Source organism: Pantoea sp. 9140 (assembly GCF_000745295.1).
GTDB lineage: Bacteria > Pseudomonadota > Gammaproteobacteria > Enterobacterales > Enterobacteriaceae > Pantoea > Pantoea vagans.
Window position 1 is genome coordinate 2363681 of sequence record NZ_JQNO01000001.1, and the last position, 11552, is coordinate 2375232.

Annotated in this window: 10 protein-coding genes; 3 read left to right on the forward strand and 7 right to left on the reverse strand. The window is 58.1% G+C overall.

Annotated features, from left to right (window positions below; all coding sequences use genetic code 11):
- Window positions 1-28: 28 nt before the first annotated feature.
- The 3 genes from FA92_RS11140 to FA92_RS11150 form a co-directional block, all read right to left on the reverse strand.
- A complete protein-coding gene (locus tag FA92_RS11140) occupies window positions 29-310 on the reverse strand; it encodes a hypothetical protein (protein WP_033783589.1) in 282 nt (93 codons plus the stop codon).
- 189 nt (window positions 311-499) lie between these two features.
- Window positions 500-1801, reverse strand: a complete 1302-nt coding sequence (locus tag FA92_RS11145) for an LLM class flavin-dependent oxidoreductase (protein WP_033783590.1) — start codon at window positions 1799-1801, stop codon at window positions 500-502.
- A gap of 45 nt (window positions 1802-1846) precedes the next feature.
- On the reverse strand, window positions 1847-2917 hold the full coding sequence (locus FA92_RS11150; RefSeq protein ID WP_033783591.1) for an iron-containing alcohol dehydrogenase family protein: 1071 nt from the start codon (window positions 2915-2917) through the stop codon (window positions 1847-1849).
- A 255-nt stretch (window positions 2918-3172) separates the two neighbouring features.
- Between FA92_RS11150 and FA92_RS11155 the strand changes: the two genes are divergently transcribed.
- From FA92_RS11155 to FA92_RS11165, 3 genes are read left to right on the forward strand one after another with little or no spacing between them, the layout of a single operon-like run.
- The gene (locus tag FA92_RS11155) at window positions 3173-3718 is read left to right on the forward strand and encodes a GNAT family N-acetyltransferase (protein WP_033783592.1); all 546 of its coding nucleotides are present in this window, start codon (window positions 3173-3175) and stop codon (window positions 3716-3718) included.
- Window positions 3715-4869, forward strand: coding sequence for an amidohydrolase (locus tag FA92_RS11160; RefSeq protein ID WP_033783593.1), 1155 nt, complete (start codon window positions 3715-3717; stop codon window positions 4867-4869). Before FA92_RS11155 ends, FA92_RS11160 begins: the two co-directional genes overlap by 4 nt.
- Window positions 4866-6170: an MmgE/PrpD family protein gene (locus tag FA92_RS11165; RefSeq protein WP_033783594.1), complete on the forward strand. Its 1305-nt coding sequence runs from the start codon at window positions 4866-4868 to the stop codon at window positions 6168-6170. The genes FA92_RS11160 and FA92_RS11165 overlap by 4 nt, the downstream gene beginning before the upstream one ends.
- 4 nt (window positions 6171-6174) lie before the next feature.
- Here FA92_RS11165 and FA92_RS11170 read toward each other — a convergent pair whose 3' ends face one another.
- From FA92_RS11170 to FA92_RS11185, 4 genes are read right to left on the reverse strand one after another with little or no spacing between them, the layout of a single operon-like run.
- Entirely contained in the window at window positions 6175-8460 is a 2286-nt protein-coding gene (locus FA92_RS11170; RefSeq protein ID WP_033783595.1) for a molybdopterin-dependent oxidoreductase, read from the reverse strand.
- Window positions 8461-8490: 30 nt separating this feature from the next.
- Window positions 8491-9252: an amino acid ABC transporter ATP-binding protein gene (locus FA92_RS11175; RefSeq protein ID WP_033783596.1), complete on the reverse strand. Its 762-nt coding sequence runs from the start codon at window positions 9250-9252 to the stop codon at window positions 8491-8493.
- On the reverse strand, window positions 9245-10168 hold the full coding sequence (locus tag FA92_RS11180; RefSeq protein ID WP_013358396.1) for an amino acid ABC transporter permease: 924 nt from the start codon (window positions 10166-10168) through the stop codon (window positions 9245-9247). The genes FA92_RS11175 and FA92_RS11180 overlap by 8 nt, the downstream gene beginning before the upstream one ends.
- A complete protein-coding gene (locus FA92_RS11185; RefSeq protein ID WP_033783597.1) occupies window positions 10165-11061 on the reverse strand; it encodes an ABC transporter substrate-binding protein in 897 nt (298 codons plus the stop codon). Before FA92_RS11185 ends, FA92_RS11180 begins: the two co-directional genes overlap by 4 nt.
- Between the last annotated feature and the right edge of the window lie 491 nt (window positions 11062-11552).

Here is an 11552-nt window from a genome sequence, read left to right on the forward strand (position 1 = left end):
AATCCTGATTCTCTGTGTCAGAATAGCCCTACTTTCCTGCTCTTTTACGCCAGAAGAGAAAAGTAGCTACGGCTGTCAGCACGCCAATCAGCGGCATGGTCGCTGCGCCCGCCAGGAAGTTGTGCTGGTCAATACGCTGGTTCCTGCGGATATCCGCGAAGCGTGCCAGCGCCTCTGTTTCATCTGATGCACGCACTTCCTCAAACTCTTTTTTATACCCCTGCTCTGTCAGATCTGAAGCCCTTTTTACATCTGATCTTTTCAATGCAACGGTGTGTTTGCCTCTGGAATAGAACCTGTAGTCTGACATTCAGTACGCTCGCGGTCAGAAGAGTGAATGTCTGTTATATCGGGCAGGCAGTGATTTGCAAAACGGTTTTGGTAAAGCGTGAGGCACGATACAGATTTCGTGCTGGTTAAACTAACCGCACGTCATCTTCTGGCAGACTCCGTGCGGTACAGGCGACAACATTCCACGCGATGAGAGTGAGCCCGGCTGTTAAATCACGTCCAGCCCCAGATTCTGACGCAGCGTGGCAAACTCATACTCCTCACGAAACAGCCCGCGACGGCGCAATTCCGGGATCACCCGTTCCACAAACAGATCGAGCTGTTCCGGCATGATGGCGGGCATGATGTTGAAGCCATCCGCACCGCCCTGCTCCAGCCACAGCTGGAAATCATCGGCGATATCTTCAGCCGTACCGACAATCACGCGGTGTCCGCGGGAACCGGCGGCGACGGCGGCCAGTTCGCGCAGCGTCAGGTTTTCGCGTTTTGCCATATCGGTCATCAGCTTAACGCGGCTCTGGTTCCCTTCGCCCAGCGGCACCTCCGGCACCGGGCCATCCAGCGGATACTGACTGAGATCCATGCTGAACCGCAGTGAGAGCTGACGCAGCCCATTCTCAATATCCACCAGCGTATTCAGCGCTTTCCACAGCGCCTTAGCGTCTTCGCGCGTGCGGCCAATAATCGGCATGACGCCAGGCATGATCACCACCTGATCCGGGTTACGTCCGGCAGCCACCACCTGCGCCTTCTGCGCACGATAGAAGGATTGCGCTTCCTCCAGACTGGCAGAGGCGGTAAAGATCACTTCCGCCGTCTCCGCCGCCAGCTTCTGACCATCTGCCGATGAACCCGCTTCGATAATCACCGGACGGCCCTGCGGCGAACGGGTGATATTCAGTGGACCCTGCACCTGAAAATGTTCACCCTGATGATTAATCGGCTGGATCTTCTCATCAACAAAATAGTTTCCGGTCGCTTTATCCGGCTGCACGGCGCCCTCTTCCCAGCCCGCCCACAGTTTACAGGCTACCTCAAGGAATTCACGCGCACGGGCGTAGCGTGAAGCATGATCGGGCATGTCGCTGCGGCTGAAGTTACGCGCAACGTCTGTGGAAAACGAGGTCACGACGTTCCACGCGGCACGGCCCCGGCTGATGTGATCCAGCGAAGAGAAGCTGCGCGCCAGCGTAAAGGGATCGCTGAAGGTGGTGGAGGCGGTCGCGGCCAGGCCAATGCGCCGGGTATTAACTGCCAGCGCCGCCAGCATCGTCAGAGGTTCAAGACGGGCCATGGTGGACGGCAGACGATACATGCTGGTTGCCAGGGCATCACCCACAAAGAAGAGGTCGAACTTACCCGCTTCGGCTTTTTTCGCCAGAGCGATCAGCCAGTCAATATCGGTGGGATCGCCCAGTTGTTCGGTCAGACGCCAGCCACTGACGTGCTGACCCACAGGTTGAACAAACAGGCCGAGCCGCAGGCGACGTGGTGAAGTTGCAGAGTTCATAAAAGATTCCTGGTCTGAAAGATGAAAAAGCGCGCCGCAGCACGCTTAAAGAAGGGTGTCGGTCGCCAGCAGGGCCTGTTCCAGCGTGTTGGCAGAGACGGTAAACGGCAGGCGTTCTGCGCAGGCTTTGGGAAATTTAATTTGCTGTGCGATGTGACGCAGCGCCGTATCACGATCGCCCGGCAATGCAGGAAGCTTTAGTGGCATGCCGTAATAGCGCAGCAGCGCCAGCAGTTCTGCATCCGGCTCCCCGCCATGCTCAATCAGCGACTGCACCAGCAGGCTGAAGCCCACTTTTTCGCCGTGCAGCCAGTGATGGAGTTCCGGCTGGTGGGTCAGACGATTATGGATGGCATGCGCCAGCCCTGGCGTCGGCAGCGCGTCGCGCACGCTGTTCGCCAGCCCGGCCAGCACGATACTGGCATCGATGACTTTGACCAGTTCGGGTGTAACCCGCTGCTGCTGGCAGGCGGCTATCGCGGCCTCGCCATATTGCTGAAACACATCTGCCGCCTGCCGCGCGGTCATCACCTTTAAATCCAGCGCCAGATCGTCGGGGTTATGCCGCTGGTAAGGGCGGAATTCGTAATATTTTGCCAGCGCATCCACAATGCCCGCTTTCAGAAAGCGCACGTCGCTCCGGGCAATGACCTCACTGTCCACCAGCAACAGTTCCGGCATTTTGCCCAGCGGCTGGCTGCGCAGATGCCCGCCCGCTTCGTTATAGATGATGGCAATCGGTGACCAGGCGGCACAGGTCGCTGCCTGAGTAGCAAAGTTAACCAGCGTAAGTGCCGGTAACTGGCTGGCGGCGGCTTTAGCGGCATCCAGCACCCGTCCACCGCCAATCGCCAGCAGCAACTCTGCGCCCTGCTGTTCGGTTTGCTGTTTTACGCGGGCAATTGCCTCTTCAGTACATTCACCCGCTAAATAGTCCAGCTGCCAGTGAATGCCCGATGCCTCAAGACTCTGGCTTAATTCCGGATTAACCGCCTGCCACGCGTGCGGCGAGGTCAATATCCGGATATGGCTGGCGTAGGGTTTAATAAACTCACCGACGCGTGCACGCAGGCCCGCCTCATGTGCATAGGCTCGCGGAGAAGTAATCGCTAACACAGCGGCATCCTGATTATAAGAATTAGGCCAAAAAGGCTTTAATTACATTTAGTTATTAACGAGTGGGTAGTGTTATTTCTTTTTTAAATACTACGACAACCAGCAATTTAAGCAATTGAAAACCGGCCATTTTTTATTCACAAATCTGCATGAGGTTAGTTATTTTTCACATATAGCGACCCGGCTTTTTACTGTTAATCTGCCCCTCTGGCTGAATTAATTAACTGCTTATCAGGCAGTGTTCCGGAAAAGAATATGCAACTCGATTTTCGTCAGGTCAGAGAAGATGAAACAGATGTTTATCTGGCGCTGATGCATGCGGCCTATGCGCCGGTGAAAGCGCTGGGCATTAAGTTTGATGCCGCCACCGCAGACCGCGCTATGGCTCTGGGCCACCTGCAGAGCCACGGGGTGTATGCGCTCTATGCTGATGAGAAGATGGTCTCGTCAGTGACCGTCCGCTATCCCTGGGGGCCGCTGCCCGGCCCGTTTGGTCTGCCGCATATTGGCTGGTTCGGCGCGCACCCTGACTATCCCGGCCAGCAGTTTGGTCGTCAGGTGCTGGAACGGGTCGAACAGGCGATTCTGATCGATCAGCTGCGTGCTCCTGCGGTCTCGCTGGGAACCGCCACCAGTCACCCCTGGCTGCAGGCGATGTACCTGAAGCGCGGCTTTCAGCCAATGCATACCCGCGACCTCGGCAAGGGTCATATCACCCTCTATATGAAGAAAATTCTGGACCCGGTGGCACACGATGCCTGGGTGAGCCGCCAGACAGCCGCACAAGGAAACCCACAATGAGCATCACTATCCCCCCGACATTAGGCGAACCGCTGATCGCCTTCCGTCACGAACTGCACCAGTTCCCGGAGCTGTCGAATCAGGAGTTTGAGACCACGCGCCGACTGCGCGATCAGCTGGAACAGCATCAGATACGCATTCTCGATCTGCCGCTGAAAACCGGCCTGGTGGCGGAAATCGGGGCGTCAGCGGGGCCGCTGATTGTACTGCGGGCCGATATCGACGCGCTGCCGATTGAAGAGCAGTCTGGCGTCCGCTATCGCTCGCAGCATCCGGGCGTAATGCACGCCTGCGGTCATGATTTTCACAGCGCAGCGGCACTGGGCGCGGCGATCCTGTTAAAGCAGCAGGAAGCGAACCTGCCAGGCCGGGTACGGATTCTTTTTCAGGCAGCAGAGGAGACCGGCCAGGGCGCGCCAGAGGTGATTGCCAGCGGCGCATTGACTGACGCGCTGGCGATTTTCGGTATCCACAACGATCCTTCACTGCCTGCTGGCGTCATCGGTTCCAGAGCCGGGCCGCTCACTGCCGCCGTCGACCGTTTTGACATTGCGATTACCGGTATCGGCAGCCATGCCGCCAAACCCGATCAGGGCAACGATCCGATTGTCATCGCGGCACAGATTGTCTCGGCGGCGCAGACGCTGATCAGCCGCAACGCTCCTTCTGCCGATAACGCGGTGGTCTCTATCACCCAGATCCACAGCGGCAGCACCTGGAACGTCATCCCGGATAGTGCATGGCTGGACGGCACGGTGCGCTCGTTTTCATCATCCACCCGCCAGCGTCTTGAGCAGCGCTTTCGGGCAATTGTGGCGGGCATCGCGGCAGCCTTTGATGCGCAGGTGAGCTTTACCTGGCACGCCGGGCCGCCATCGGTAGTAAATGATGCGCACTGGGCGGACTTTGCTTTGCAGCAGGCTGAGAACAGCGGACTGGAAGCACGCGTGGTCGAGGCAAGTCCGATTGGTGAAGATTTTGCCTTCTATCAGCAACAGTTGCCTGGTGCCTTTATGATGGTGGGCACCGGTGAACCCTATGCACTGCATCACCCTGCTTTTCGCATTAACGATGAGGTGCTGCTGCCAACGGCGCGCTATCTGGCCGAGCTGGCACGGGCGGCACTCCTTTCTCCGGAGCGACCACAATGAGCCTGACTGCCGCGCTGGCGGATGCGATTCTCAGCGGCCAGCCGGATGCCCCTGCACGTGAGCATGCGCGCGAAGGCATCCGGGATTTTCTGGCGGTGAGCTGGCCGGTGCTGCAGGGCACCGTACCGGATAGCGGCTTACCGGCTCTGCGCACCCTCTACAGCGATGGCAGCGTGCGTTCACAGGCGCTGCTGCTGGGCTATGCAGGACATGCGCTGGACTACGACGACTTTCATGCCGATTTTCGCGGTCATCCCAGCGTCGTGATCCTGCCTGCACTTTTCGCCTGGCAACGGGTTCAGCCCAGAAGCCTGGAGCATTTTCTGGATGCTTACGTCACGGGGGTAGAGATGGCCGGTCGTCTGGGGCTGGCGGTCAGCCAGCAACATTACGCACTGGGCTATCACAACACGGCGACGCTGGGGACCCTTGCGGCGGCGGCGGCGCTGGCGCGTCTGCTGGAGATGAAGAGTGATACCACGGCCACCCTGCTGGGCATTGCGGCGACCCAGGCCAGCGGATTACGCGCTCAGTTTGGTTCGGCGGTAAAACCGCTGCACGCGGGTTTTGCCGCCGAACGGGCCGTGACAGCGGCTCAGCTGACCCTGGCCGGAATCAATGGCCGCCAGCAGGGGGTTATTGAAGCCTTTGTTGCCGCCAGCAGCGCGGACCAGGCACAGCCGGAGAAATTACTGGAAAACTGGGGCAGCCCGTGGCGGATCAGCACGCCGGGACTTGAATTCAAACCCTTCCCGACCTGCGCCGGTACGCATAGTGCGGCAGAAGCGGCCCGCAGCCTGCGCCAGCAGTGGCTGGCGGCGGGTAAACCGCTGGATGCGCTGCTGAGCCAGATTGTTGATATCACCGTCGGCTTCCCGCCAGGCGGTGACATCGCCGCCTCGATACGGGTGCCGGTTAACGGTATTGAAGCGCGCTTCAGCCTGGAATATGTGATTGCCGCCATGCTGATTTATGGCGATCTGCGCTTGCAGGATTTTGCGGAAGGCGATCTCAATCATCAGGTTATGCCGCTGGCCGCCCGCGTACGTCGCACGCCGGATCAGAGTGCGCCGCCCGATGCGCTCAATCCCGCTCTGCGCTTTCACGTCGTTACGCTGACGCTTGCGGATGGCACAGCACTGCATCAGCGCCGTACACGCCAGCAATCGCTGGCGGAGGGCGTGAATGTCAGCAGTAAGCTACATCAGGCGCTGGGTGACACGTCGCCAGAACTGCTTGCTGCCACTGCGCTGCATTCTGCGGCAGAGTTGCAGATGCTGACCGGGGCGCTGACCCGATAGTGGCTTAGCGCGGCGGAACGAAGGCCTGAACCGGCGTAACCTCACCGGCAAATTTCCGCACCTGCACTACCGTAATCTGGCCGCTGCAGCCCTGCGACAGCGACGAAGTGCCGATATCCATGGTCAGCACATTGGGATTACCGTGGCGGCATAACGGACGGGCGGCAGTGGGCTCGACCGGATCGTACCAGGCACCGGTTGGCAGCTGAACTACGGCAGGCATGATGGTATCCGTGAGACGCGCGCTGGCGAGCACATGGCCGCGCGCGTTAAAGAGTTCGATGATGTCGCCATCCGCGATCGCCTGTGCTGCCGCATCGTCCCGGTTCAGGCTACAGACTTCGCGTCCGTCCCGCTTGCTGCGCTGGCTGTAATCACCAAAATCGAGCTGGCTGTGCAGACGCGTCGCGGGCTGATTGGCAATCAGCCAGAACGGATAGTCGGCGCTGGGTGTTTGCTGCGGTTCACGCCATACCGGATGGCCGGGACAATTTTCATAGCCAAAGCTGGCGATAGTAGCGGAGAAAATCTCAATTTTTCCGCCTGGCGTTGGCAATGGCGCGGCGTCGGGGTCGGCGCGAAACGCATTAATCATCCGGCCACCATCCTTTAACTGCGGCAGCTCCAGCACACCCTCCTGCCAGAACTGACTGAAATCGGGTGTCTGCACCTGATGAGCAGCCAGTTTTTCCTGCAGCTGGTCGTAAAGATGCTGCAACCAGCCACGCGCATCACGCCCTTCGCTGAATGCCGCTTCCCTGCCCAGCCGCCGGGCCAGGTCACGAAAAATCGTATAATCATCCCGGGCTTCGGCGTAAGGCGCAGCCACCGGCTGCATGGCGATTAAATGGCGATCGGTCGGCGCACCGCCGATATCCTCACGTTCCAGCGTCATGGTAGCGGGCAGGACAATATCCGCATGACGCGCCGTGGCGGTCCAGGCGCTTTCATGCACGATCAGCGTATCCAGCTGGCAGAAAGCCTGACGCAGCCGCGCCAGATCCTGATGATGGTGGAACGGATTGCCTCCCGCCCAGTAAGCCAGACGGATATGGGGATAGGTCAGCTGGCGGCCATTGTAGTCAAACTTTGTGCCGGGATTGAGCAGCATGTCGGCGATACGCGCCACCGGAATAAAGCGGTCAATGCCATTTTTACCCTGCGGCAGGGCCGGAAAGCTGACCAGATTATGATGCTTACCATAATGGCCCAACGCACCCAGTGCATAAGTATATCCACCGCCGGGCAGCCCTGGCTGTCCGAGCGCCGCTGCCAGCACCAGGCCGAGCCACACCGGCTGTTCGCCATGCTCGGCACGCTGCAAAGCATGAGCCACGGTCACCAGTACCCGCTTACCGTGCAACTGCCGTGCAAACTGACCGATCAGATCGCTGCTGACGCCGCAGATCCCAGCGGCCCAGTGCGCGTCACGGACTACGCCATCCTCTTCACCGCGAATATAAGCGACCATCTGCGGCCAGCCGATACAGTAACGCGCCAGAAACGCCTCATCGGTTAACGCTTCCGCAATCAGCACCGCCAGCAGACCCAGCATAAACGCCGCATCCGTGCCGGGCCGGAGCGCCAGCCACTCGCCCTGCGCCTCTTCAGGCAGATCGCTTTTCAGCGGGCTCACTGAGATAAACCGGGTACCGCGCTGTGCCGCTCGCTGCATAAAACCGCGCTCGGTGTGTTCGCTCAGGCCGCCGCTGGCCACCTGCGCATTTTTCAGCGCCAGGCCGCCAAACGCCAGCACCACCTCGCTGTGCGCGGCGATCTCCTCCCAGCTCACGCCACGTCGGGCGATCTCGTTCATGTCACCAACAATGTGTGGCAGCAGGACAGATGCCGCGCCGGAACTGTAGCTGTTGACCGAACGGACATAACCGCCCAGCGTGGTGTTCAGAAATCGGTGCACCTGGCTTTGCGCATGATGAAAACGGCCTGCGCTTGACCAGCCGTACGATCCGCCAAAGATGCCTTCCGGGCCGTATGCTTCACCAACCCGCTTAAGTTCCTGCGCCACCCGCTGACTGGCCTCTTCCCAACTGACCGCGACATACTCATCGGCACCACGACGCTGATCCGGGCCTGGCCCGTTTTCCAGCCAGCCACGCCGTATCATCGGCTGCGCGACACGCGCCGGATGATTGAGTGCATGGCGGAAGTTTTGCAACAGCGGGCTGGGATCGGGATCGCGGTGGAACGGCTCAATCAGCAGTTGCTCGTCCGTTTGCTGTACGTGAAAAGCGCCCCAGTGGGCGCTGTGCATTACCGGTTTCTGGGTCATGCTGATTCCTGGTTACAGAAAAAACGGTGCCTAAAGCACCGTTGCAATAAAGTTTCTGACACGTCCGTTGTCCGGCTCGTCGAGGACCTGCTGCGTCGGACCCGCTGCCACAATTCTGCCGCTCTCCATAAATACGATGTTGTCGGCAACTTCGCGGGCAAAGCCGATCTCATGCGTGACTACCACCATGGTGATACCGGAGTGCGCCAGCTGCTTAATCACCTGCAGCACTTCCCCCACCAGCTCCGGGTCAAGTGCAGAGGTCGGTTCATCAAACAGCATGACGCCGGGATCCATCGCCAGCGCGCGGGCAATGGCCACCCGCTGCTGCTGACCACCAGAGAGGTTCTGCGGCCACTCATCTTCGCGGCCAGACAGCCCCACCTGCTTCAGCAGCGCCAGCGCTTTGGTCGTGGCCTGATGACGGCTCTGCTTTTTCACACGTATCGGTGCATCCGTAATGTTCTGCAGCACGGTGCGGTGCGGAAACAGGTTGAACTGCTGAAACACCATGCCAATTTCCGCCCGCTGGCGGGCAATGGCACTGCTGCTGAGTTCGTGCAGCGCCTGGCCTTTTTGCCGGTATCCCACCATCTGGCCGCCGATGCGGATCGTGCCGCCATCCAGCTTTTCAAGATGATTAATACAGCGCAGCAGCGTGGATTTACCGGAACCCGATGGTCCCAGAATTACGGTCACCGATCCGGCAGGAATATCGAGATTAACCTCGTCGAGAATGGTGACGCCGGAGAAGCGCTTAGTGACTTTACGTAGCGCAATTGCTTCAGCCATTGCTCACGCTCCTTTGCGTTTTCGGCAGCGAAAAGCGCGGTAGTGATGACAGCAGGCTGCGCTTTTCTCGCCGCGTCACACCGCGACCAAAATAGCGCTCGACATAGTACTGGCCGACAGAGAGCACAGAGGTCATCAGCAGATACCATAAGGTTGCGACCAGCAGCAGCGGGATCACTTCATAGGTGCGCTGATAAATAATCTGCGCCGAAAACAGCACATCCTGCAGAGAGATCACCGACACCACTGCGGTGGTTTTCAGCTGGCCGATAATCTCATTGCCCGCTGGCGGCATAATGGCGCGCATCGCCTGCGGTAAAACGGTGTGACGGAAAATCTGCGCCGGGCGATATCCCAGGGCGCGAGCCGCTTCAATCTGTCCATTGCCCACGCTCTGGATACCAGCGCGTACGATTTCTGCGGCATAGGCAGACTGATGCATCACCAGCGCGATCACCGCCGCGCTAAACGGACTCACCAGCGCATTGGACTGCGCGCTCCAGAGTTCGCCCAATCCGGGGATCGACAGCGCGATGCGGGGATAGAGCGCGGCGATGTTGTACCAGAGAAACAGCTGCACCAGCATCGGCACACCGCGGAAAAACCAGGTATACGCCCAGCTCACCGCTACCAGTACCGGGTTAGAAGAGAGGCGCATCAGCGCCAGCACCGTGCCAAAAGCGAATCCCAGCACCACCGAGATGGCCGTGAGCTGCAGCGTCATTAACACACCCTGCAGAATGGAGGGCGCAGTGAAGTTCTCTGCAATCACCTGCCATTCAAAGCGCGGATTGTTAATCATCGAATGCGCCATCGCCACCACGCATAACAGCACCACCAGCGCACTCAGCCAGCGTCCGTAGTAGCGTTTACCGACGATTTTCAGGTCGTCGGTGTGGTCCGGAGTTTCTCTCATTTAAAGATCTCTTCGTTGCGTCGGGCTTCGGTCACGGCACCAAAACCGATTCCCCAGTTATCGAGGATTTTCCGGTAGCTGCCATCTTTGATTAACGAATTCAGTGCCGCCTGTACGGCTGGCTCCAGCGGCGAGTCTTTCGGGAACGCGACAGAGACCGGTGCATCATTCACGGTGATTTCACCGCTCATGGTCAGCGGTTTGATCACTTTGGTCTGCCACAACAGCCCTTCATAAGGACCGAGGAACAAGGGAACACGACCGCTGACCACGGCCTGCACGCCCGCCGGACGATCCGGGAATATCGCTACCTTGATCGGTTGTTTACCGGCGGCTTCACAGGCTTTGCTGGTCTCTTCCAGCCGCGTCACCTGAGTCGTACCAGAGCCGGCGCCCACCTCTTTGCCACACACATCGCTGAGGGATTTGAAGGGGGCGATATCAGCGTCTTTGCGGGAAATAATGCCCAGCAGGCTGGCGTTGTAGTAACCGACAAAGTCGATCTGTTTCAGGCGGGTCGGTGTAGCATTGATGTTTGACAGCGCCACGTCGTAACGTCCGGTCTTCAGGCCAGGAATAATATTGTCGAAGCCGCCGGTGTCGCGCCACTGAACGGTGATGCCCAGACGCTCACCAACCGCATTCATGATGTCGATTTCCCGACCAGCCAGCGTTTTGTTGTCTTCTTTATAGAAGGTTGTGGGCGGCGTGTTCGGGTTAGTACCCGCCACAATATAGCCACGCTTAAGGATATCCGCGGGTATCAGGCTTTTCAGCGCCGGATCGGCTTTGACATGTAAGCTGCTTTCAGCTGGCACTGAAGGTTCGGCTGCAAAACTGGCGTGCGCACTGAGCGCGAGGGCAAAAAGGGTCATTCCTTTTATATATTTCACTGGAACCTTTCTCCTGATAGTTAAAATGTTCCCCCCAGAGGGAAAAGTTATCGCGATCTGTTGTCAGCACCGGAAGCCAGAGAAGCAGCGGGCTTCAGTGCTTTTATCATCCTCGTAACGTTCTGTTGTCATTCTCAGTGAAGACCGACGGCGATCACAAATGCTAAAACCGGGATTATTTAGCCGGAATATGGCAATGGAGAGCTTTCTCCGCTTTTTAATCGGGGAGTGAGATGTTGCAGAGCAAGAACATGGGGCAGGTCTGCAGGCGCTGGCGAAATAATAGTAATTTCCGCAGCGGTTCGTTAACAGCCGAACAACCTCTGAAAGTGTCATTTTATTGATAAGTTTATCTTTAAAATTGCTGGAATGTTTTCAAGCTAATTTTCATCAGTCATTTAATTGATCAAAATCAATAAATATTTATTCAGGTAGTGTAAAGACTCTTTACCACAACTTAATTCTTTTAATTATATTTATTAATCAATAAT

Excerpts from the sequence above, each read along its gene's own strand:
- FA92_RS11140 (WP_033783589.1), bottom strand. The coding sequence starts at position 310 with ATGTCAGACTACAGGTTCTATTCCAGAGGCAAACACACCGTTGCATTG.
- FA92_RS11145 (WP_033783590.1), bottom strand. The coding sequence starts at position 1,801 with ATGAACTCTGCAACTTCACCACGTCGCCTGCGGCTCGGCCTGTTTGTT.
- FA92_RS11155 (WP_033783592.1), top strand. The coding sequence starts at position 3,173 with ATGCAACTCGATTTTCGTCAGGTCAGAGAAGATGAAACAGATGTTTAT.
- FA92_RS11160 (WP_033783593.1), top strand. The coding sequence starts at position 3,715 with ATGAGCATCACTATCCCCCCGACATTAGGCGAACCGCTGATCGCCTTC.
- FA92_RS11165 (WP_033783594.1), top strand. The coding sequence starts at position 4,866 with ATGAGCCTGACTGCCGCGCTGGCGGATGCGATTCTCAGCGGCCAGCCG.
- FA92_RS11170 (WP_033783595.1), bottom strand. The coding sequence starts at position 8,460 with ATGACCCAGAAACCGGTAATGCACAGCGCCCACTGGGGCGCTTTTCAC.
- FA92_RS11175 (WP_033783596.1), bottom strand. The coding sequence starts at position 9,252 with ATGGCTGAAGCAATTGCGCTACGTAAAGTCACTAAGCGCTTCTCCGGC.
- FA92_RS11180 (WP_013358396.1), bottom strand. The coding sequence starts at position 10,168 with ATGAGAGAAACTCCGGACCACACCGACGACCTGAAAATCGTCGGTAAA.